16 protein-coding genes are annotated in these 21,947 nt (G+C 65.7%); 13 read left to right on the top strand and 3 right to left on the bottom strand.

The annotated features are described in order from the left end of the window. Positions 1–157: 157 nt before the first annotated feature. Positions 158–904, top strand: coding sequence for a fumarate/nitrate reduction transcriptional regulator Fnr (fnr, locus tag WS51_RS00195; protein WP_059447453.1), 747 nt, complete (start codon positions 158–160; stop codon positions 902–904). A 60-nt stretch (positions 905–964) separates the two neighbouring features. On the opposite strand, the gene WS51_RS00190 is transcribed toward fnr, so the two are convergent. Then, complete coding sequence (locus WS51_RS00190; protein WP_059447452.1) at positions 965–1,858, bottom strand: LysR family transcriptional regulator ArgP; 894 nt, start codon at positions 1,856–1,858, stop codon at positions 965–967. A gap of 106 nt (positions 1,859–1,964) precedes the next feature. Between WS51_RS00190 and WS51_RS00185 the strand changes: the two genes are divergently transcribed. Together WS51_RS00185 and WS51_RS00180 are read left to right on the top strand one after the other, a co-directional pair. Further along, the gene (locus WS51_RS00185) at positions 1,965–2,585 is read left to right on the top strand and encodes a LysE/ArgO family amino acid transporter (protein ID WP_059945125.1); all 621 of its coding nucleotides are present in this window, start codon (positions 1,965–1,967) and stop codon (positions 2,583–2,585) included. Positions 2,586–2,940: 355 nt separating this feature from the next. Continuing rightward, positions 2,941–3,888 carry an aldo/keto reductase gene (locus WS51_RS00180; RefSeq protein WP_059809862.1) on the top strand — a complete coding sequence of 316 codons (948 nt, stop codon included), beginning with the start codon at positions 2,941–2,943 and terminating at the stop codon, positions 3,886–3,888. 140 nt (positions 3,889–4,028) lie between these two features. Here WS51_RS00180 and WS51_RS00175 read toward each other — a convergent pair whose 3' ends face one another. Continuing rightward, positions 4,029–4,793 (bottom strand): TetR/AcrR family transcriptional regulator, encoded by a 765-nt coding sequence (locus WS51_RS00175; RefSeq protein ID WP_059542349.1) that lies wholly within the window; start codon positions 4,791–4,793, stop codon positions 4,029–4,031. A 618-nt stretch (positions 4,794–5,411) separates the two neighbouring features. Here WS51_RS00175 and WS51_RS00170 point away from each other — a divergent pair. The 6 genes from WS51_RS00170 (at position 5,412) to WS51_RS00145 (ending at position 14,952) form a co-directional block, all read left to right on the top strand. Next, the gene (locus WS51_RS00170) at positions 5,412–6,512 is read left to right on the top strand and encodes an efflux RND transporter periplasmic adaptor subunit (RefSeq protein ID WP_081053805.1); all 1,101 of its coding nucleotides are present in this window, start codon (positions 5,412–5,414) and stop codon (positions 6,510–6,512) included. Next, positions 6,509–9,673 carry an efflux RND transporter permease subunit gene (locus tag WS51_RS00165; RefSeq protein WP_069228394.1) on the top strand — a complete coding sequence of 1,055 codons (3,165 nt, stop codon included), beginning with the start codon at positions 6,509–6,511 and terminating at the stop codon, positions 9,671–9,673. Before WS51_RS00170 ends, WS51_RS00165 begins: the two co-directional genes overlap by 4 nt. Continuing rightward, positions 9,670–11,133: an efflux transporter outer membrane subunit gene (locus WS51_RS00160; RefSeq protein WP_059980817.1), complete on the top strand. Its 1,464-nt coding sequence runs from the start codon at positions 9,670–9,672 to the stop codon at positions 11,131–11,133. Before WS51_RS00165 ends, WS51_RS00160 begins: the two co-directional genes overlap by 4 nt. Positions 11,134–11,281: 148 nt before the next feature. Further along, positions 11,282–12,619 carry a paraquat-inducible protein A gene (locus WS51_RS00155; RefSeq protein ID WP_069228393.1) on the top strand — a complete coding sequence of 446 codons (1,338 nt, stop codon included), beginning with the start codon at positions 11,282–11,284 and terminating at the stop codon, positions 12,617–12,619. Between the two features lie 45 nt (positions 12,620–12,664). Continuing rightward, the gene (locus tag WS51_RS00150) at positions 12,665–14,260 is read left to right on the top strand and encodes a PqiB family protein (protein ID WP_059846970.1); all 1,596 of its coding nucleotides are present in this window, start codon (positions 12,665–12,667) and stop codon (positions 14,258–14,260) included. A 62-nt stretch (positions 14,261–14,322) separates the two neighbouring features. Continuing rightward, the gene (locus WS51_RS00145; RefSeq protein WP_236872357.1) at positions 14,323–14,952 is read left to right on the top strand and encodes a PqiC family protein; all 630 of its coding nucleotides are present in this window, start codon (positions 14,323–14,325) and stop codon (positions 14,950–14,952) included. 92 nt (positions 14,953–15,044) lie between these two features. Here the strand turns inward: WS51_RS00145 and WS51_RS00140 are convergent, their stop codons facing one another. Further along, positions 15,045–15,812 (bottom strand): TetR/AcrR family transcriptional regulator, encoded by a 768-nt coding sequence (locus tag WS51_RS00140; RefSeq protein WP_069228391.1) that lies wholly within the window; start codon positions 15,810–15,812, stop codon positions 15,045–15,047. A 132-nt stretch (positions 15,813–15,944) separates the two neighbouring features. Between WS51_RS00140 and WS51_RS00135 the strand changes: the two genes are divergently transcribed. From WS51_RS00135 to WS51_RS00120, 4 genes are read left to right on the top strand one after another with little or no spacing between them, the layout of a single operon-like run. Further along, the gene (locus tag WS51_RS00135) at positions 15,945–17,630 is read left to right on the top strand and encodes a bifunctional 3-(3-hydroxy-phenyl)propionate/3-hydroxycinnamic acid hydroxylase (protein WP_059800581.1); all 1,686 of its coding nucleotides are present in this window, start codon (positions 15,945–15,947) and stop codon (positions 17,628–17,630) included. Positions 17,631–17,651: 21 nt separating this feature from the next. Beyond that, entirely contained in the window at positions 17,652–18,722 is a 1,071-nt protein-coding gene (locus WS51_RS00130) for a VOC family protein (protein ID WP_059542335.1), read from the top strand. Between the two features lie 36 nt (positions 18,723–18,758). Next, on the top strand, positions 18,759–19,715 hold the full coding sequence (locus WS51_RS00125) for a fumarylacetoacetate hydrolase family protein (protein WP_059447439.1): 957 nt from the start codon (positions 18,759–18,761) through the stop codon (positions 19,713–19,715). Continuing rightward, positions 19,712–21,718, top strand: a complete 2,007-nt coding sequence (locus WS51_RS00120) for an acyl-CoA synthetase (RefSeq protein ID WP_069228390.1) — start codon at positions 19,712–19,714, stop codon at positions 21,716–21,718. Before WS51_RS00125 ends, WS51_RS00120 begins: the two co-directional genes overlap by 4 nt. Positions 21,719–21,947 lie beyond the last annotated feature (229 nt).

Here is a 21,947-nt window from a genome sequence, read left to right as displayed (position 1 = left end):
GCGTGCCGCCGCGCGCCCGCGCAGCGGCATGCGTGCGTAAGTGCATGCCACCGCGATGCCCGCGACATGTGCGCACGGTCGCGACGTTTTGTCACCCGCCAGCGGCAACTTGCGGTGGGACAATGATTCGGTCGATTCAATGCCGGAGTAAACAATCATGTTGACGCCCGTCGCCACACGCCCCGCCGCCTCGTCCCATGCAGGCAACTGGGCTCCCCGCCAGGCCCCGCACTGCTCGTCGTGCGCAATGCGGCACCTGTGCATGCCGCAGGGCCTCGCGCCCGAAGCGCTCAGCCGCCTCGAATCGGTCATCTGCGCGGCGCGCCCGGTCAAGCGCGGCGAAGCGCTGTTCCGCGAAGGCGACACCTTCGACAACCTGTACGCCGTGCGCTCGGGTTCGCTGAAAACCGTCGCCACGCGCCACGACGGCCGCGAGCAGGTCACCGGCCTGCACCTGGCCGGCGAAGCACTCGGCCTCGACGGCATCTGCGACGACACGCACCCGCGCACTGCCGTTGCGCTGGAAGACAGTTCGGTCTGCGTGATCCCGTACAGCGCGCTCAAGTCGCTGTGCTCGGAAGCCGGCACGATGCAGCTGCGCATGCACAAGCTGATGAGCGAGCAGATCGTGCGCGAAACGTCGCAAACCATGCTGCTCGGCTCGTTGAATGCGGAAGAGCGCGTCGCCGCGTTCCTGCTCGACGTGTCGTCGCGCTACCTGAAGCGCGGTTACTCGCCGTCGGAATTCAACCTGCGGATGACGCGCGAAGACATCGGCAGCTATCTCGGCATGACGCTCGAAACGGTCAGCCGCACACTGTCGAAGTTCCAGAAGCGCGGCCTGATCGAAATGCACGGCCGCCTCGTACAGATCGTCGACTTCGACGGCCTGCACCACGTCTGACCCCGCGCGGCGTGCAACCTGCGCGCCGCCGCCCGCCCCCCTCCGCCGCGCCCGCTTCGATCAGTCGAGAAACAGCGCGGCGCGCGCCTTCAACGCCGCGCTGAAGTCGTCGAGCCAGCCGATCGACAGGCGCCAGCTCTGCCAATACAGGTCGATATCGACGGTCCGCCCGCGCGACATGTCGATCAGTTCGCCCGCCGCGAGCTGGCGATCGACCATCCGGTCCGGGCACATCCCCCATCCCAGCCCCGTTTCGCACGCACGCAGGTAACCCGCGACGTGCGGGATCCAGTGTTGCGGCGGATCGAGATCCGCGCGAGTCACGCGCCGGATGAAGCGCGCCTGCAAACCGTCCTTCGGATTGAACATCACGCACGGCGCACGGCGCAGCGCGTCGCGTGTGATGCCCGCGCCGAAATAGCGGTCGTAGAACGCCGGCGAGCACACCGCGCGATAGCGGATCCGCCCCAGCCGCGTCGACCGGCATCCCTGGATCGGCTCGGCCTGCGCGGTCACCGCGCCCTGCACGCTGCCGTCGCGAATGCGTGCGGCCGTGTAGTCCTGGTCGTCGATCACGAGATCGAGCAAGGTCTCGCGCTCGGTGCAGAATGGCCCGACCGCGTCGATGAACCAGGTGGCGACGCTGTCGTCGTTGACGGCCACGCGCAACATCGGCCATGCGCTCGCGATCTGACCGGGCAATGCCGGCATCCGGCTGCCCAGTTCGGCTTCGAGCAACTGCACGCGTTCCGTATGCCGGCACAGCAGCGCACCGGAGGTCGTCGCGACGCACGGTTGCCCGCGCTTGACGAGCACGCTGCCGACGCGCTCCTCCAGCAGTTTCACCCGCTGCGATACCGCCGACGGCGTGACGTTCAGCTCCTTGGCCGCCCGTTCGAACGAACCGTGCCGGATCACCGCCGCGAGCGCGTCGAGCAATGCGTAGTCGAGCATTAGATTTCCTTAATCGGCATTAGGTGAATTAGCTTCTCTTATGTCCCAGCTGACCGCAGACTAGCGCCAACCGATTCACTCGTCTACTGCTCCACCATTTCCCATCATGAACTGGATCGCTTTTTCCCACGGCGCCGCCTTGTGCGGGTCGCTCATCGTCACCATCGGCGCGCAGAACGCGTTCGTGCTCCGGCAAGGCATCATGCGGTCGCACGTCGGCAAGATCGTGCTGCTGTGCGCGCTGTCCGACATGATCCTGATCGGTGCGGGCGTCGGCGGCGCATCGGTCCTCGTCGAACGCTATCCGACCTTCGTCCACGTCGTGCTGTACGTCGGCCTCGCGTATCTCGCGTGGTTCGGCATCAACGCGCTGCGCCGCGCGTTCAAGCCGGGACACGAAACGCTCGACGTCCGCGGCGACGCCGCCGCGCCGCCGCCGCAGGGCGCGGTCGCGATCGTGCTGATGACGCTGGCGTTCACGTGGCTGAACCCGCACGTGTATCTCGATACGTTCCTGCTGATCGGCACGGCCGGCGCACGCGAACCCGAAGGCTCGCGGCTTGCGTTCGCGATCGGCGCAATGTCGGTCAGTGTCGTGTGGTTCCTCGGGCTCGGATACGGCGCGCGTCTGCTGGCGCCGTGGTTCCGCAAGGCCGTCGCGTGGCGCGTGCTGGACGGCGCGATCGGCAGCATGGTGCTGTTTCTGGCAGCCGTGCAGTTGCGATAACGGATCGGGGCGCCGATCGATCGCGGGCGGCAATCTTGCCGCCCGTTTTCGTTCCGCTTCGGCGAACGGATGCGATATGCCGATCTCCGCCTGTCTCTGCCGAGTCGCCGAAAATTCAGCTCCAGATCGAACGCAGCCGCACGGATCGACACATCGCGGACGGCGCCTCCGCCACACGCTGCCATTCGTCCGCTGCCACGGCCATGCGCGCGCTGCACGAAATCGCTCGATGGGCGAGAATGTTCCGGCATCCGCGACAACGGCGAAAGCGCTTCCTCCATTCGCCTGCCCGTCGCATTCATCCTGGCCAATCCTGTCGCCCCATCCCGTCATCCCTCAGATTCCGGAGAGCAACATGGCACTACGCACCCTCGGCACATCCGACATCCAGGTTTCCCCGCTCGCCTTCGGCGGCAACGTCTTCGGCTGGACCGTCGACGAGAACGCATCGTTTGCGTTGCTCGACGCGCTCGCCGACACCGGCATCAACTTCATCGACACGGCCGACGTCTATTCGGCCTGGGCCCCCGGCAACAGCGGCGGCGAATCGGAAACGATCATCGGCAAGTGGCTCAAGCGTTCGGGCAAGCGCGACCAGGTCGTGATCGCGACCAAGGTCGGACTGCTCTCGACGCGCGCCGGCCTGACCAAGGACAACATCCTGAAGGCCGCCGACGATTCGCTGCGCCGCCTGCAGACCGACTACATCGACCTGTACTTCTCGCACCGCGATCTCGCCGACACGGCCCCGCTCGAAGAGACGCTCGCCGCCTACCAGACGCTGATCGACGCGGGCAAGGTCCGCATCATCGGCGCGTCGAACTACAGCGGCGCACGCCTGCGCGAAGCCGCCGAGATCAGCAAGCGCCATGGCCTGCCCGCGTATCAGGTGATCCAGCCGGAGTACAACCTGATCGACCGCGCCGAGTACGAGCGCGATCTCGAACCGGTCGTGCGCGAGTTGAAGCTGGGCGTCGTCAACTATTACGCGCTCGCGAGCGGCTTCCTGTCGGGCAAGTACCGCAGCGAGGCCGACCTGAAGAAGAGCGTGCGCGGCGATCGCGTCGCCCGTTATCTCGATGCGCGCGGCCTGCGCATTCTCGCGGCACTCGACGATGTGTCGGCGAAGCACGGCACGCAACCGGCCGCGATCGCGCTCGCATGGCAGATCGCGCGGCCGACGATCACCGCGCCGATTGCAAGCGCGACATCGCTCGCGCAGCTCGCATTGCTCGGCGAAGCGATTCGCGTGCGGCTCGACGACGAAGATATCCGCAAGATCGACGCGGCCAGCGCGGTCTGACGAAGCGGACAACCGCCCGGCGGTCCGAATCGCCGCGTTTTGCGGTTCGTGCTGCCGGCGCATCGCGCGCGTGGCAGCGGCATGCCATCACGCATGTCGGCACGGCGCGGGCGGCTCGACGGCGACGGTTCCGGCGCCGATCAGCGCGCCGCCGGCAGATCAGCCGTGATTCCCGGCTCGGCCACCGGTAGAGGGCGCGTCGCGATTTTCTCCGCCTCCGCGCGTTTCAGTCCCAGCGCCTGCAACACGAGCGCCGCCGCGCGCTCGGGAAATCCTTCATCTTCGATACCCAGCGCTTTCTGTCGCCGCGTGCTCGGCAGGATCGACGCGGCAAAGTGCAATTCGGCTGCAATTGCTGCCAGCACCGTCCCGATGACGGACTGGATGCTCATGAACGGATCGGCGACGACGAATCGCTTCGCCGCGATGCCGCGCCCGCTGTCGCGCAGGAAGCGTTGGCCCAGCCCGCGCTCGAATGCCCGTCTCGAGCAGCCCTCCCGGATCAGGAACTGACCCCACACGCGCTCGCGTCGCGCGCGCATCAGCGTGTGGCGCACCGATACGGCGATCACCTCGGCCGGGTCGGACAACCCGCCGGCAAGGCGGTCGAGCGTATCCGCGAAATCGTCGAAAACCCATTCGATCAATGCGACGACGATCCCCTCCTTCGACTCGAAGTGGTTGTAGAACGACCCGAAGCCGACATCTGCCGCTTCCGTGATTTCGTTGATCGCAACGCCATCCGGGCCTTTCTCGGCCATCAGCCTGAGGGCCGCCTCGAGCATGCGCGTGCGCGTCTCCCGCTTGCGACGCGCGCCGCGCGGTTGACGCGGCTCGCCAGTGCGCGCGGATGCGACGGCGGGTTTCGGATTGCGGGCCACACGGCGCTTGGACGTGTCTTGCATATCGGTAAGTGAGCTCTGCATGGCTCAATTCTAGATCGACCGCTCATACTTGACAACTTTATCAGTTATGAGTTTAATCTCGACTTCGAAAGCGAGCCTGGGCCGAACAGCCTGAAAACAGGGGCACAACCGTGCGTAACAGCAGACAAATCCAGATTCCGAAATCCATTCGCCCATCCGAGTCGAAGCGGATGGACGGGCGCTTCGCCGCGAGGCGCCGGCGCGCCCGGATGGCGGACCGAATCACTGTCGCCCGCGACGGAAGCCGCCTGTCATCGCAGGCGTCAGCAGCCCCGGGCCCTGTCACGGCCCCGGCATGCCGGAACGCCACGACTTCGCAAGCCCTGCTGCTGTGGGGAGGGCACGGCATGCGCTGACAACCGGAAGCCCCGTCAGTTGCCGTCCACATCCCGAAAACGTCGGACTGCTTACTTATCGGATACCGCGGGCTGCTGTTTCACCCGCGACAAAGGTGAATCGTGCGCGGGCGCCGGATGTGCCATCCGCGTCGCACCGTTTCTCAACTCGACCATCACTTGCCCTGGAAAAATCGTGAAACTTCCCGGCCTCAACGCGCGCTCGCCTGCGCGCCCATTTCTGTCACGCATCGCGCACCCGATGAATCGGGCGCCCGTCGTCGCCGCCTGCTGTGCGATCCTGCTCTCGGCCTGCCATTCGCGCGAGCCCGTTGTCGTCGAACCCAAACCCGTCGTCGCGCTGGCGGTCCATCCCGAGGGCGCGCCGTCCGGCAATTCGCTGCCCGGCCAGGTGCAGGCGCGGTATTCCACGCCCCTTTCGTTCCGGGTAGGCGGAAAGATCGTCGAACGGCGCGTGCGAATCGGCGACACCGTCAAGGCCGGTCAGGTCATTGCGCTGCTCGATCCAACCGACCTGCGCAGCAACGTCGCCAATGCCCGCGCACAGCTCGACGAGGCCGAACATCGCGTCGTCTACGCCAAACAACAGCTCGATCGCGATCGCGCGCAGTCCCAGGCGAATCTCATCGCGCCGGCGCAGCTGGAGCAAACCCAGGACGCTTACGCATCGGCGGTTGCGCGGCGCGATTCCGCGCTCGCGCAAATGGCGCTCGCCGGCGACCAGCTCCGGTACGCGTCGCTCGTCGCGGATCACGACGGCGTCATCACGTCGGAAGACGCCGATACCGGGCAGAACGTCCAGGCCGGTCAGGCGGTCTTTCATCTCGACTGGAGCGGCGATCTCGACGTCGTCTGCGACGCGTCGGAGCGCGACCTCCAGGCGTTGGCGGTTGGACGCGGCGCCCGGGTCGTCCTGAGCGCGCTGCCCGGCCAGACCTTCAACGCACGCGTGCGCGAGATCGCCGCCGCTGCCGACCCGCAAAGCCGCACGTGGCGCGTGAAGCTCACATTGATCGCACCGGGCGCGGACGTGCGCGCGGGCATGACCGCCAACATCGCGTTCGACGCCGTCGACGACGGCGCCGCGCAGCGCGCATTCGAACTGCCTGCAACCGCGCTCTTTCATCGCGGCGAGGCGCCGGCCGTCTGGGTCGTACGCAACGGCAGCGACACGCTGGAACTGCGGCCCGTGACCATCGGCCGCTACAACGAAAACTCGATTTCCGTCACCGCCGGACTGCACGACAACGAGCGCGTCGTCGTGCAAGGCGTTCACGCCGTCAGCGCGAATCAGCGCGTGCAGGTTGTCGCGCCGCTTCATCCGGAGGACTTTTCGTCATGAACGCACCCGACCGCGAATCCGCGCACGACCGCGCGCTCGACAAGCCGGCCGATGGCGGCCGCTTCAATCTCTCCGCATGGGCGCTGACCCATCAGCAGCTCGTGATCTTCCTGATCGGGCTGGCGACGCTCTTCGGCGTCATCGGCTATACGCACCTTGCGCAGTCCGAAGACCCGCCGTTCACGTTCCGGACCATGGTGATCCAGACCTATTGGCCGGGCGCGACGGCGCGCGAGGTGAAGGAGCAGATCACCGACCGGATCGGCCGCCAGCTTCAGGCAGCGCCGTACGTCGACAACATCAAGAGCTACTCGCGGCCCGGCGAGTCGATGATCTTCTTCGCGATGAAGGATTCGGCGCCCGTCAAGGAAGTGCCCGAGACCTGGTACCAGGTGCGCAAGAAAGTCGGCGACATCCGGGCGACGCTACCCAAAGGCGTGGTCGGGCCGTTCTTCAACGACGAATTCGGCGACGTCTATACGAACATCTTCGCGCTCGAAGGCGACGGCTATTCGCCCGCGCAACTGCACGACTACGCCGACCGGTTGCGCACCGCGCTGCTCCGGATTCCCGGCGTCGCCAAGGTCGATTACTTCGGCGATCCGGATCAACACATCTTCGTCGAGATATCGAACGCCGAGCTGACGCGGCTCTCGATTACGCCGCAGCAGCTCGCGCAAGCCATCGACGCGCAAAACGCCGTCGCGCCGGTCGGCACCATCACGACCGCGAATGATCGCGTGTTCGTGCGCCCGAGCGGCGCATTCAAGGACGTGCAGGCGCTCTCCGACATGCTGATCACGGTCAACCGGCGCACGTTCCGTCTCGGCGATATCGCGAAGGTCACGCGCGGCTACGACGATCCGCCCGTCACCCAGATGCGTGCGAATGGACAGGCAGTCCTGGGCATCGGCGTGACGATGCAAAAAGGCGGAGACGTGATCGACCTCGGCAAGGCACTCGACGCGAAAGCGGCCGAGCTGCAGGCGACGCTGCCCGCCGGTCTCAAGCTGGCGCCCGTCTCGAGCATGCCGCATGCGGTCAAACATTCGGTCGACGAATTCGTGAGGTCCGTCGGCGAAGCGGTGGCGATCGTGCTGGTCGTGAGCCTCGTGTCGCTTGGCCTGCGGACCGGCATGATCGTCGTGATCACGATTCCGATCGTGCTGGCCGTGACGGCGCTGTGCATGCACCTGTTCGGCATCGGGCTCGACAAGGTTTCGCTCGGCACGCTCGTGCTCGCGCTGGGCCTGCTCGTCGACGATGCGATCATCGCCGTCGAGATGATGGCCGTGAAGCTCGAGCAGGGCTGGAGCCGCATGCGAGCGGCGGCCTTCGCGTATTCGAGCACGGCATTTCCGATGCTGACCGGCACGCTCGTCACGGTGTCGGGCTTCCTGCCGATCGCGCTCGCGAAATCGAGCACGGGCGAATACACGCGCTCGATTTTCGAAGTGTCGGCGATTTCGCTGATCGTTTCTTGGTTCGCAGCCGTCGTGCTCGTTCCGCTGCTCGGCTATCACATGCTGCGCGAGCACAAGCAGCACGATGGCGATGCAAGCCACCACGAGCACGATGTCTACGATACCGGCTTCTATCGCCGCCTGTCCGGCTGGATCATGCGCTGCGTGGAACGCCGCTGGCTCGTTCTCGGCGTCACGGCCGTGCTGTTCGCGATCGCGATGGCGGCCTTCACGCGCGTGCCGCAGCAATTCTTCCCGAACTCGGAACGGCCCGAACTGCTCGTCGATCTCCGGCTGCCGGAAGGCGCGTCGTTCGACGCGACGCTGCGCGAAGCGAAGCGCCTGGAGCAGACGCTCGGCGGTCGCCCCGAGATCGATCATTTTGTCGACTTCGTCGGCACCGGCGCACCGCGCTTCTATCTGCCGCTCGACCAGCAACTTCAACAGCCCAACTTCGCGCAATTCGTCATTACCGCCAAGAATATCGAGGATCGCGAAAAGCTGATGCAGTGGCTCGACGTCAAGCTCGAGAAAACATTCCCCGCCGTGCGCACGCGCGTGGCGCGGCTCGAGAACGGGCCGCCCGTCGGCTTCCCGATCAAGTTCCGCGTGAGCGGCGACGACATCGCCACCGTGCGCGAGATCGCCGGTCAGGTCGCGGAGAAGGTGCGCGCCGACAGCCGCACGAAGAACGTGCAATTCGACTGGGACGAGCCGGCGGAGCGATCGGTTTCGTTCGAGATCGACCAGATGAAGGCGCGCGCGCTCGGCGTGTCGTCGGAAGACGTGTCGAACTTCCTGGCCATGACGCTTTCCGGCTACACGGTCACGCAATATCGTGAGCGCGACAAGCTGATCAACGTCGATCTGCGTGCGCCAAAGAGCGAGCGGATCGATCCGGCAAAGCTCGCGGGCCTCGCCATGCCGACACCGAACGGGCCCGTGCCGCTCGGATCGCTTGGCCACGTGCGCAACACGCTCGAGTACGGCGTGATCTGGGAACGCGACCGCCAGCCGACGATCACGGTGCAGGCCGACGTGCGCGGCAACGCGCCGAGCATCGGCGTCACCCGCGACATCGAGCAAGCGCTCGCCGTGCAACGCGCCAAGCTGCCGGCCGGCTATCGCATCGAAACCGGCGGCTCGATCGAGGAAAGCATGAAGGGCCAGACGTCGATCAACGCGCAGATGCCGCTCATGATCATCGCCGTGCTGACGCTGCTGATGATCCAGCTCAAGAGCTTCTCGCGGACCTTCATCGTCGTGTTGACCGCTCCCCTCGGGTTGATCGGCGTCGTGGCCGCGCTGCTTCTGTTCGGCAAGCCCTTCGGCTTCGTTGCGTTGCTCGGCGTGATTGCGATGTTCGGCATCATCATGCGCAACTCCGTGATTCTCGTCGACCAGATCGATCAGGACATCGCAGCGGGCCATCGGCGTGTCGATGCGATCGTCGGCGCGACCGTAAGGCGATTCCGGCCAATCATGCTGACGGCCGCCGCCGCCGTGCTCGCGTTGATTCCGCTCTTGCGCTCGGGCTTCTTCGGTCCGATGGCGACCGCGCTGATGGGCGGCATCACGATCGCCACCGTACTGACCGTCTTCTTCCTGCCGGCCCTCTACGCGACGTGCTTCAGGGTCCGGCTCGACGAACGTGGTTCGACCGCGACCGACCTCGCCCACTCGGAGAAATGCTCATGAAACTTGCCCGTATGACACTCGTGTCGGCCGCGACCACGGCATTCGTCCTCTCCGGCTGTTCGCTCGCACCCGGCGGCACGCCGCCGGAGATGCCGTCCCCCGCCCACTACGGCGCCACGGCGCAGCCGCTGAAGACCGTCGAAGCGGCCGGCGTCGCACAGCAGTTCGACGTCGGCGCGGCACCGGTTCCGCAATGGTGGCGGCTCTACCGTTCCGATGCGCTCGATGCGCTGGTCGACGAAGGGCTGCGCAACAACCCGACGCTCGCGGCCGCCGAAAAAACGCTCGCCGCCGCGCAACAGGAACTGCGCGCGCAGATCGGCGCATCGACGCTGCCGTCGATCGACGCGAATGCACAGGCCGCGCGTACGCGCACACCCGACATCTCGAGCGCCGGCGCACAAACGCTGCGCTACAACGTGTTCGTCGGACAGCTTCAGGCGAACTACACGTTCGATCTGTTCGGCACGACGCGCTACGCCAATTCGGCAAGCCGCGCACGCGTGGACGTGCAGGGCTGCGAGCTGGAGGCCGCCCGACGCGCGCTCGCGGCCAATATCGTCGGCACGGCGATCAACGCGGCGGCGCTCGATCGGCAGATCGCATTGAGCGAGCGGCTCGTCGCCACCGCCAATGCCGCCGCGCGCGACAGCCAGCAGCGCTACGCGCTCGGCGCCGTCTCGCACGTGGAGTCGCTCGCGTCGGTACAGAACGCCGCGTCGCTCGCGGCCCAGTTGCCGCAGTTGCGCCAGCAGCGCGCCACGGCGGTCCATGCGCTCGCGATCCTGATCGGTCGCACGCCGGACGCCGCGCCGCCGATACCCGACTTCGACAGCCTGTCGCTGCCCGAACACGTGCCCGTCGCGGTGCCGTCGGACCTGCTGAGCGCGCGCCCCGACATCCGCGCCGCCAGCGCCGCCGTGAAGGCGGCCTCGGCCGACGTCGGCGAGGCGACGGCGCAATTGTTCCCGAGCCTGTCGCTGACCGCGTCGATGGGACGCGCCGGCTTCAGCTGGCCCGCGTTGCTGTCGGGCGCCGGCGGAATGTGGGCGATCGGAGCGGGTCTTTCCCAGCCGATCTTCCATGGTGGCGCGTTGCTCGCCCATCGCCGCGCAACGCTCGACCGGTACGACGCCGCCGTTCTTCACTACAAATCGGTCGTCCTGGCCGCGTTCGAGAACGTCGCGAACACGCTCGCCGCCCTGGACAACGACGCGCAGGCGCTCGCGTCCACCGACGTCGCTGCGCAAGCGGCGCATGCCGCATTCGACGAAACCGCGTCGCGCCGCCGAATGGGCGCGCTTCCGGTATCGACGGAGCAGGCGAGCGAGCAGCAATACCTGAATGCGCAGCTCGATGCCGTGCGGGCGGCCAGCCGCCGGATGACCGATACCGCCGCGCTGTTCCAGGCGATGGGCGAATTGCCCGCCGACGCGCAGCAGACTGTCGCGCGGAAGTGACCACCAGCATCGCCGGGCCGGCACGGCACGACTCGCGCACGTCGCGCGGGCCGCTGCCGGCCCGGCGGTTCGTCATGCACGATGCGCGACCGATCGGCGGCCTGCCGGCGCCGAATCATCGATATCGAAACGCCTTTCAGTTTGCCGGATGGAATACGAGAACCTGATTGCCTGCCACGAATGCGACCTGCTGTTTCGCCGGCCGCCGCGCCTTCACCGGCTTGTCGCACACTGTTCGCGCTGCGGCGCGCGCCTCGCGGGCGTACCTCAAAGCCGGCCGACGCTCGATCGCACCTGCGCGATGACCGTCGCGGCGCTGGTCACTTTCCTGATCGCCCAAAGCTTCCCGATCATGGCGCTCGACGCGAACGGCATGACGTCGCACGCCACGCTGTTCGACGCCGTCGCCGGTTTGTGGGCGAACCACCTGTACAGCGTCGCCGCGATCGTATTTTGCTCGACGACGCTGTTTCCTCTGATGGAGCTCGTTGCGCTGCTCTACCTGCTGATTCCGCTGCGCCTCGGTCGCGCGCCGCGTCGCTTCGGCCCGGTACTCCGGTTCGTGCAGCAATTGCGGCCGTGGGGAATGATCGAGGTATTCATGCTCGGCGTATTCGTGACGATCGTGAAAATGGCGAGCCTCGCCCATGTCATCCCCGGAACGGCGCTGTTCGCGTTCGCGGCGTTGACGCTGATGCTGGTCGCCGTGACATCGTTCGATGCCGTTGCCCTCTGGGAAGCGCACAACGAGATCACGACGCACCGCATTTCCGGCGTGGTTCATGCGAAACCGCGCACCGGGCACGGCGCGGCGCGCGTGACGCCGGATTCCGTGCCGCACGACGCGCCGGCCGGCATCACCGCGAATCGCGCGGGATTGATCGCGTGCCATACATGCGGACGCCTGGCGCCGCGAGCGGCGGACCAGCGCTGTTCGCGATGCGGCTCGCGGCTGCACCAGCGCCGGCCGGATAGCATCAAGCGCACCGCCGCGCTCCTGATCTCCGCCGCCCTGCTGTACATCCCGGCGAACCTGCTGCCGATCATGCACGCGACCTCACTGGGCCGGCCGGAAGACGACACCATTCTCGGCGGCGTCGCGTACTTCTGGACCTCCGGCGACTGGCCGCTCGCCGTTGTCGTATTCGTCGCCAGCGTGATGGTGCCGATGCTCAAGCTCGGCATTCTTGCGTTGCAGACGATCGCCGCGCATCGCGGCTCCGGCTGGCGTCCGCTTGAACGGTCGAGGCTGTACCGGATCGTCGAGCTGATCGGACGCTGGTCGATGCTCGACATCTACGTCGTCGCACTGACGGTCGCGCTCGTGCATTTCGGATCCTTCGCCGACATCCGCGCCGGCGCTGGCGCGCTTGCGTTCTGTGCAGTGGTGGTCCTCACGATGCTTGCGTCGATGCAGTTCGATCCGCGGCTCATCTGGGACGATTCGCGATGCAAAGCATCCGTCTCGTCCGAACACCTTTCCTGAGCGGGCTGCGCGCCCGTCACCCTTCACACCAGAAGCTTTCGAGCGATGCATCCCTTCGATCTACCTCAACCCGAAATCAAGCCGCGCCGCCGCTGGATACCTTCCCTCGTCTGGCTCGTCCCTCTCGTTTGTGCGCTCATCGGACTGGCGCTCGTCGTCAAGTCCGTCGCCGAAAAAGGCCCGACTGTCACGGTCACGTTCGCCAATGCCGAAGGGCTCGAAGCCGGCAAGACGAAGGTCAGGTACAAGGACGTCGAGATAGGCTCGGTACAGGCCATCAAGCTGACGAACGATTTCAAACGCGTGGTCGTCACGCTTCAGTTGGCCAAGGAGGCCGACAAATTCGCAACCCGAAATACGCGCTTCTGGGTCGTTCGCCCGCGCGTGGGCGCCACCGGCGTATCGGGGCTGGGGACGCTGCTCTCCGGCGCCTATATCGGCGTTGACGCGGGGCACTCGAACGACCGGCAGACCGACTTCGTCGGTCTCGAGAATCCGCCCGCCGTCACCTCCGATCAGCAAGGGCATCAATACGAGTTGCGAGGCGCGTCGCTGGGCTCGATCGATATCGGCTCGCCCGTTTTCTACCGTCATGTGCAGGTAGGGCAAGTCGTCGGCTTTTCGCTCGACGAGGACGGCGCCGGCGTGAAAGTCCGCGTATTCGTGAATGCGCCCTATGACAAGTACGTCGGGACCAACACGCGATGGTGGCATGCGAGCGGCGTCGATCTGCGGCTCGACTCCAGCGGCCTGAAGCTCAACACGCAATCGCTGGCCACGGTCATCGTCGGCGGCCTCGCGTTTCAGTCGCCGACCGGCCAGGACAGCGGCCCGTTGGCCCCGGACAACGCCGTCTTCCGACTCGCGCCCGACGAAGCCGACGCCATGCGCGAAGCCGACGGCGCACCGCTGATGGTCGTCATGCGCTTCAACCAGTCGCTGCGGGGATTGTCGGTCGGAGCGCCGGTCGACGTGCGCGGCATCGCGCTGGGCCAGGTAACGGATATCGGGATCGAGTATCACGAGAACGCCAGGAACTTCAGCATGAGAGTGACGATGGCGCTTTATCCGTCGCGACTCACGAAACGCAGCAATGCGTCGATCCCCGCGCCCAATACGCCGGGCGGCCACGAACTGCTCGAGCATCTCGTCACGCAGGGGCTGCGCGGCCAGTTGCGAACCGGCAATCTGCTGACCGGCCAGCTTTATGTCGCGCTCGACATGTTCCCGACGGCGCCTCGCGCAACCGTCGACGTACACCACACGCCGATCGAACTGCCGACCGTGCCGAATACGCTCGACGAATTGCAGGTGCAGATTGCCGATATCGCGAAGAAGCTCGATCAGGTCCCGTTCGATCGCATCGGCGCGAACCTGAACGGCGCACTGGAAAACGCGAATCGCCTGTTCGGTCATCTCGATACCGAAGTCGTGCCGCAGGCGCGCGACACGCTGTCGTCGGCGCAGCGCACCTTCAACGCCGCCGAGTCGACGCTTCGTCAGGACTCGCCCATGCAGACGGACATCCACGGCGCGATGCAGGAACTCACGCGAACGCTCCAGTCGCTCAATACGCTCGCGGATTATCTGGAGCGCCACCCTGAATCGCTGATATTCGGCAAGAAAGGAGACAAGCAATGACGTCGCTTCCGTTCCGTACCTTGCGCGTTGTCGTTCGCTCGGCGGCCTGTGTCGGGCTGAGCGTGCTCGCGGCGTGCGCGTCGCCGCCGACGCGGTTCTACACGCTCGCGGGGGACTACCGCACGGACGCCGCTCCCGGCATATCGAACGCGGTGCGGCAGGTCGACGTGCTGGCCGTGCGCGTACCGGCTCCGGTCGCCGGCAGCCGGCTGGTCGTGCAGACCAGCCCGGCCCGGGTCGACATACTCGAGGAAGATCGTTGGGCGTCGCCAGTCGACGACGAGATTCGCACCGCGCTGTCGGCCCTGATCACGCGCCGGTTGAACGGCGTGGACGTGCATCGCGTCCCGCACGACGACAATTTTCCCGTGTATCGCGTCGCGGTCGACGTTCAACGTTTCGAGTCGTGGCCGGGATCGCACGTCCTGATCGATGCGGTTTGGAGTGTCCAAGCGACGCGCGGTCAGCAGACGCTGACGTGTCGCAGCGCGATCCGCGAAAACGTGGCCAACGGCAACGATGCGCTCGTCGCTGGCCACCGCCTGGCACTGGAAGCAATCGCCGTGGAAATTGCCGCCGGCATTCGCGCCGTCGCCGCAAAGCCCAGCTCACTCGCGGCGTTCGCGACGAGCGAATCCGCGACGCCGTCCGCATCGGCCGCGCGTTGCCCGGCCTCGGCCGGCGCCAGCTGACCCGCTCGCGCCGGCGTGGATCAGCCGGGCTGACCGACTGGATTCCTCGCGATGCGCGGATGACGCGGATCAATGCCCGCGCCCCCGGCGCGTTACTGCACCGTATCAGCGGTTTCGACGACCGGCAACGGGCGGCTCGCGATCTTCTCGGCCTCGGCGCGCTTGAGCCCGAGCGTTTGCAGCAACGTCGTCGCCGTACGCTCCGGAAAGTTCTCGCCGCTGAAGCCGAGTGCCTTGAGCACGCTGGTCGCCGGCGCGCCCGGCGCGACGAAGTTGAGTTCGGCGGAAATCGCGGTCAATACCGTGCCGCCGACGGACAGGAAGCCGATGAATGGGTCGGCGACGACGAATCGTTTCGCCGCAATGCCGCGTTCGATGTCGCGCAGCAGCCGCTGCCCGAGGCCGAGCGTCAGCACGCGTGCGGAAAATCCTTCGCGTATCAGGAAATGCCCCCAGACGGGCTCGCGCCGCGCGCGCATCAGCGTATGCCTCACCGAGACGGAAATGATTTCCGCCGGATCGGTCAGGCTGCTGGTCAGCCGATCCAGCCAGTCCGCGAACTCCTCGAACACCGAGTCCACGAGCGTTGCATAGATCGCTTCCTTCGATTCGAAATGGTTGTAGAACGACCCGAAGCCGACGTCGGCGGCTTCCGTGATTTCGTTGATGGCGACGCCCTCCATGCCCTTTTCCGCCATCAACCTGAGTGCGGCATCGAGCAGCCGGGCACGGGTTTCCCGCTTGCGGCGCGCGCCGCGCGGCTCGCGCTCCTCCGCGACCTCGGCCGCGGCTGCGGCCGTGGGGCCGGATGCCTCCGGCTTGGAGCGTCTGGATGTGCGGCGATTCGGTGTGTTCGGCATGACGTTTCCGGTCCTTGTTCGTGCCCAAGTATAGATTCAAATGTCTACGTTGACAAAGTCATCATCTATGACTTTAATGTCATCAAGCAGCCAAACACGGCCTGCACATCCAATCGAAAGACGAATGGAGAAATGGTGGAGACATATGTTCATACGGGCGCCAGTGCGTCCATTCGCGGGAATCCGCCGGCATCGGCGGAGCGCGCACTGCCTGCGGCGGTCGACGTACTGATCGTGGGATTCGGACCGGTTGGCGCCGCAATGGCCAACATGCTGGCGCGTCACGGTGTGAACGTCATGGTCATCGACAAGGCCGCCGAGATGTTCATGGCGCCCCGGGCAATCGCGCTGGACAACGAAGCATTGCGGATCCTGCAGTCGGCCGGCATCGGCGAGCAGGATTTCGAGACGGTCGCGATTCCGTACGTCCGGATGCGATCGCCGCTGCTTGGCGAGTTCGGCCGCGTGAATACGCTCGGCAGCCTGGATGGCCATCCGAGGCTCGTGACGTTTTACCAGCCCGACCTGGAACGCTGCCTGCGCAACCGCTTGCGCACGTACGCGTGCGCCCATGTCGCACTCGGCACGACGCTCACCGGCTTCACTACGGAGCCCGATCACGTGCTCGCGTCGCTCGATGCCGGGCACGGGCGCACGCACGTCGTGCGCGCCCGTTACATCGTCGGCGCGGATGGCGCGAGCTCGCTCGTGCGCCAGCTGATCGGTCAGGAATTCAAGGGCAAGACATATGCCGAGGACTGGTTGATCGTCGACGCCCACCATGTTCCGCGCCCGATCGATCATGTCGAGTTCATCTGCGATCATCGCCGGCCGACACCGCACATGGTCGCGCCGGGTGGGCGAGAGCGCTGGGAATTCATGCTCCATCCCGACGAAAGCCGCGACGAAATGGAGTCCGATGCGCGCATCCGCGAGTTGCTCGCGCCATGGGGCAACGTCGACGACATCACCATCGAGCGCAAGGCGGTCTACCGTTTCCACGCGAGAACCGTCGACGCGTTCAGCAAGGGGCGCGTCTTCCTGGCCGGCGACGCGGCGCACATTACGCCGCCGTTCGTCGGCCAGGGGCTCGTCGCCGGCTTGCGCGACGCGGCCAACCTGAGCTGGAAGCTCGCCTGGGTCATCCTGGGCAGGGCCGATCCGCGGATTCTCGACACCTACGACGAAGAGCGCCGCCCTCACGCGAAATCGATGATCAATCTCGCGAAATTCATGGGTCGCCTCGTCATGCCGCGCAACGGCGCAATCGCATTCGCGACGCATGGCCTGATGCGGCTGTCTCGGCTGGTGCCCGGCCTGCGCGCGCAATTCGAGGAACTGCGCATCAAGCCGAAGAACGCGTTCCGGTCCGGACTTTTCGTCAAAGGTTGCACGCGCACGAAGCTGGTTCGCGGCGCGACCATCCCGCAGGGCTGGCTGAGAAGTGCCGACGGCACCGCGCGCCTGAGCGACGACGTGCTGGGCGACGGTTATGCGCTGGTTGGATTCGGCTGCGATCCTCGCGCATCGCTCGATCCCGGCACGGCGACGGCGTTGGCGCAGACGGGCGGCGCCATTGTCCAGATCGCGCATCGCGGGCAGCGACTGCATCTTTCCGGGCGCGACCACTGGGAAGACCTCGACGGCACCTTCCTTCCCCGGTTCGCGCCTCTCGGCTGGATCGCGGTCGTGCGTCCCGACAAAACCATCGTCCACGACGGGCCGGTTGCAGATGCAGACCGCATCGTGCACGAAAGCCTGACGTTGCTCGGAATATCCCGTGATGCGACGACGCCCTCCGTCGCGCTTGCCCTCTGATCCGCCTGACTGTTATCCGCCATGAAACTGACCACTGCACAGCCGGCCCGCCACCCGCACCCGACGACGAAGGCATCGGCGCTGGCTTACCTGATCTTCGATCGCCCCGATCTCGGCGAGGCCGAGCGCTTCCTCAACGACTTCGGCCTTCGGACGGTTCAGCGAGACGAATCGGTACTGCTGTTGCGCGGAACGGAAGCCGCACACTTTTGCTATGTGGTTCGTCGCGCACCGAAAGCCCGGTTCGTGGGCTTGGGATTGCGGGTCGCGAGCCGCGCCGATCTGGATGCGCTCGCTCGGGTCCCCGGCGCATCGGACGTCGAGGCATCGGATTGGCCTGGCGGCGGCTACCGCGTGCGGCTCGTCGATCCTTCCGGTTTCCGCGTCGATGCGATCGCGGACCAAATGCCGGCCAGCGCGTTGCCGCACCGCGCACCGCTGCCGTTCAATTCGGTCGACACACCCGTGCGGATCAACGAGACGCAGCGGCCACCGGCAAGCGCGCCGGAGATCGTCCGGCTCGGTCACGTCGTGCTCGAGCTGGCCGACTACCAGGAGACGTGCGCATGGTACACGCGGCATTTCGGGTTCATCCCTAGCGACGTCCAGGTGCTGCCGGATGGCTCGCCTGCCGTTGCGTTCATGCGGCTCGATCTTGGCGACCAACCGGCCGATCACCATACGCTCGCACTCGCCCAGGGCTTCGTGCCGACCTACAGCCATAGTGCGTACGAACTGATCGATGCCGATGCGGTCGGCATGGGGCAGCGCATGCTGCGCGACAACGGTTGGACGCATGCGTGGGGCATCGGGCGCCACATTCTCGGCAGCCAGATCTTCGACTACTGGCAGGACCCGTGGGGTGACAAGCACGAACACTACTGCGACGGCGATCTGTTTACCGCCGACGAGCCGACAGGCGTGCATGCGGTCAGCCGGGAAGCGATGGCGCAGTGGGGGCCGTCGATGCCGCGCAGCTTCACGAAGCCGCGCATGACGCCATCGAGCCTGGCGGCGCTGTTGCGCAACCTGCGCCGCAGTCCCGATCTGACGCTGAGCAAGCTGGTCACGCTGGCCAGGATTTTCGCCTGATCTACAACCGCTTTCCGAAACACGAGAGACGCACTCATGTCACTGCACGTCCTGCATTTCCGGCATCAAGGCCGCGCCCGATGGGGCGTGGTCGCCAACGGCGCCGTCACGCCGATCCCCGGCGACTTCGAGACAACGGCGAGCTTTCTCGCGGCGAATCCGGTGGAGCGCCTCGTCGCGCTCGACGGCCCGACCATTCCCGAGCGCGACGTCGAATGGCTGCCTCCGGTCACGGCCAACCAGCAATTCGTTTGCCAGGGCGCGAACTACCGCCGGCACATGATCGAATCGGGCATGGATCCGGATGCGAAGAAGTTCAACATGATCTTCACGAAGGCGACGAGCTGCATCGTCGCGGCCGATTCACCCGTCGTCAAGCCACGGCACGTTCGATTTCTCGACTACGAGATCGAACTCGGACTCATCCTCAGGCGCGACATCACCTCCCATCAGCACATCACGGACGCGAACCTGCACGACTATATCGCCGGCATCGTGACCGTGAACGATTACTCCGCGCGCGACGTGCAGATTCCGCAGATGCAGTTCTACAAGGGCAAGAGCTATCGGACCTTCGGCCCGGTCGGCCCTTATCTGTGCCTGCTCGAGCGACGGGACTTCCCGAAGCTGAAGGCGCTCGATCTGACGCTGACCGTCAACGGCGAGGTCCGTCAGCAGGATTCGACGGCCAACCTGGTCTTCGGTCCGGCGGAAACCTTGACCGAGCTGTCCGGCGTGCACGACCTGCACGCAGGCGATCTGCTCGCGACCGGCACGCCGGCCGGCTGTGCGCTCAGCATTCCTTCGCCGCTCAAGCAGCGCGTCGTCGCACTGTTTCCCGAGGCCGTGAAGTGGCAGATGTTCATGAAGGTGCAGGCCGCGCGGACGCAATACCTGAAGGCCGGAGACATCGTCGAAGCGCGGATCGCAAGTCGCGACGGAACGATCGATCTCGGCGTACAACGCAACATGATCGTGGGAGAAGCGGCATGAGCGGCATCGCGACCCTGGACGACGTACTGGCCATCGAAGCACGGGGCCTGCCGCACGACTTGCCGGCCAGCACGTACGAATTGATCCGCGCCGGCGCGGCAATCGATCCTTCCGCCCCCGCGCTCTCGTTCTTTCCGACTGTCGACGCGCATCGCGACGCCGAGCGCTGGACCTATCGAGAGCTGGTGCACGACATTACGCGCACGGCCAACATGTTCGTCCGCCTCGGCGTGAACGCGGACTCCGTGATCGCCTATGTCCTTCCCAACCTGCCCGAAACGCATTTCGTGATCTGGGGCGGCGAGGCCGCCGGCATCGTCTGCGCGATCAATCCGCTGCTGGAAAGCCGGGCGATAGGCGATCTGCTCAATGCCGCGGGCGCCAGCGTGCTCGTGACGCTCGCGCCATTCCCCGGCACCGATCTCTGGCAAAAAGTCGCCGCCATTCTTCACGAGATCGAGTCGCTCGAGCATCTCGTGCTGGTCGATCTGGTCGATCGCGCCGGCGGCCCGGCGGCGTCACGCACGCGCCAACGCGACACGTGTGCAACGCCGCATGAAGATGGCAATCTGCGGCGTGCGGTACCTGCTCGCGTGCGGATCCACGACTTCGCCACGGCAATCGCGCGCGAATCCGGGGAAGCGCTCGACAGCGCACGGCACTTTCGGTCCAGTGACCCGTCGTCCTTCTTCTGCACCGGAGGAACGACAGGATTGCCGAAAATCGCGATGCGTAGTCACGGCAACGAAGTGGCGAACGCGTGGAGCGCCGGCCAATTCCTCGGCGACAGCATCGGCCCCGGCAAGACCACGTTTTGCGGATTGCCGCTCTTCCACGTGAATGCGGCGATGGTGACCGGCCTTCTGCCATTTTCCCGAGGCGCTCATGTCGTGCTCGGCACCCCGCAAGGCTACCGGGGCGACGGCGTCGTCAAACGCTTCTGGGAAATCGTCGAACATCATCGCATCAACTTCTTCAGCGGCGTCCCGACACTGTACGCGTCGCTGCTCGACGTGCCCGTCGGCGACCACGCCATCGACTCGCTCGAATACGGCCTGTGCGGTGCGGCGCCGATGCCCGTCGAGGTCTTTCGTGCGTTCCAGGAAAGGACGGGCATCAAGATTCTCGAAGGCTACGGCCTGACCGAGGGAACGTGCGTGAGCAGCGTCAATCCGCCCACCGGCGAGCGCAAGCTCGGATCGATCGGGTTACGGATTCCCTTTCAGGCAATGAGGACGGTCGTCGTCGACGATGCCGGACGTTACCTGCGCGAATGCGCGGTTGACGAAGTCGGGCTGCTCGTCATTTCGGGGCCGAACGTGTTTGCCGGTTACACGAATCCCGACCAGAACGCCGGCCTGTGGCTCGATCTCGGCGACGGCGAGCGCTGGCTCAACACCGGCGACCTCGCTCGATGCGACGCCCACGGCTACTTCTGGCTGACTGGCCGCAGGAAGGACCTGATCATTCGCGGCGGCCACAATATCGACCCGGCGGCCATCGAGGAACCGCTGCATCGACATCCGGCCGTCCAGATCGCCGCGGGAATCGGGCGCCCCGACGCGCATGTCGGCGAAGTGCCGGTCGCGTACGTTCAGCTCAAACCGGGCGCGACGGCCACCGAGCAGGACTTGTCCACATTCATGCGCGAGCAGATTACCGAGCGGGCCGCGCTACCCAAACACGTCCGAATCGTCGAAGCAATTCCGCTCACCGGCGTCGGCAAGATCTTCAAACCGGAACTCAAGCGCCGCGAGACGGGTGACGCACTCCGCTCGGCGTTGGACGAAGCTGGCGTTGCGGGTGCATCTGTCGAGGTCGCCACCGATCAGTCGAGCGCGATGCTGATCTCGGTTGAGCTTACCGATCCACGATTTGAACCTGCGGCGCGCGCCGTGCTGGGACGCTTCCCGTTTGCGTTTTCGATCTCGGCCGCACGGCAAACGAGCGAGCGAACGACGGGTACATCGAATGACCGTGCGGCAAGCGGCGAGAGCGACTGAAGTTCAATCGACCCGCAGAGGCTTCAAATCGTTTTATCGGATTTCACATGGAATCTGCGAAGTAGATAAATGAATTGACACGCGCGCCGCCGAGATATCCGTTGATATCGGCGCGACGAGTGTGCACGCAACACGAAGTCTGTGCACTCGGCAACTGCGCATCGATCGCATCGTTCTACACGAAATAATCAGGTATCCAGAGTAAATATCGTCACGCAGTTGTTAGCAA

Origin of the sequence: Burkholderia territorii (assembly GCF_001718335.1) — a bacterium.
Taxonomy (GTDB): domain Bacteria; phylum Pseudomonadota; class Gammaproteobacteria; order Burkholderiales; family Burkholderiaceae; genus Burkholderia; species Burkholderia territorii.
Note: the sequence above shows the minus strand (reverse complement) of the source record. Positions and strands in the feature narration are given on the sequence as shown.

Excerpts from the sequence above, each read along its gene's own strand:
- fnr (WP_059447453.1), top strand. The coding sequence starts at position 158 with ATGTTGACGCCCGTCGCCACACGCCCCGCCGCCTCGTCCCATGCAGGC.
- WS51_RS00190 (WP_059447452.1), bottom strand. The coding sequence starts at position 1,858 with ATGCTCGACTACGCATTGCTCGACGCGCTCGCGGCGGTGATCCGGCAC.
- WS51_RS00185 (WP_059945125.1), top strand. The coding sequence starts at position 1,965 with ATGAACTGGATCGCTTTTTCCCACGGCGCCGCCTTGTGCGGGTCGCTC.
- WS51_RS00180 (WP_059809862.1), top strand. The coding sequence starts at position 2,941 with ATGGCACTACGCACCCTCGGCACATCCGACATCCAGGTTTCCCCGCTC.
- WS51_RS00175 (WP_059542349.1), bottom strand. The coding sequence starts at position 4,793 with ATGCAAGACACGTCCAAGCGCCGTGTGGCCCGCAATCCGAAACCCGCC.
- WS51_RS00170 (WP_081053805.1), top strand. The coding sequence starts at position 5,412 with ATGAATCGGGCGCCCGTCGTCGCCGCCTGCTGTGCGATCCTGCTCTCG.
- WS51_RS00165 (WP_069228394.1), top strand. The coding sequence starts at position 6,509 with ATGAACGCACCCGACCGCGAATCCGCGCACGACCGCGCGCTCGACAAG.
- WS51_RS00160 (WP_059980817.1), top strand. The coding sequence starts at position 9,670 with ATGAAACTTGCCCGTATGACACTCGTGTCGGCCGCGACCACGGCATTC.
- WS51_RS00155 (WP_069228393.1), top strand. The coding sequence starts at position 11,282 with ATGGAATACGAGAACCTGATTGCCTGCCACGAATGCGACCTGCTGTTT.
- WS51_RS00150 (WP_059846970.1), top strand. The coding sequence starts at position 12,665 with ATGCATCCCTTCGATCTACCTCAACCCGAAATCAAGCCGCGCCGCCGC.
- WS51_RS00140 (WP_069228391.1), bottom strand. The coding sequence starts at position 15,812 with ATGCCGAACACACCGAATCGCCGCACATCCAGACGCTCCAAGCCGGAG.
- WS51_RS00135 (WP_059800581.1), top strand. The coding sequence starts at position 15,945 with ATGGTGGAGACATATGTTCATACGGGCGCCAGTGCGTCCATTCGCGGG.
- WS51_RS00130 (WP_059542335.1), top strand. The coding sequence starts at position 17,652 with ATGAAACTGACCACTGCACAGCCGGCCCGCCACCCGCACCCGACGACG.
- WS51_RS00125 (WP_059447439.1), top strand. The coding sequence starts at position 18,759 with ATGTCACTGCACGTCCTGCATTTCCGGCATCAAGGCCGCGCCCGATGG.
- WS51_RS00120 (WP_069228390.1), top strand. The coding sequence starts at position 19,712 with ATGAGCGGCATCGCGACCCTGGACGACGTACTGGCCATCGAAGCACGG.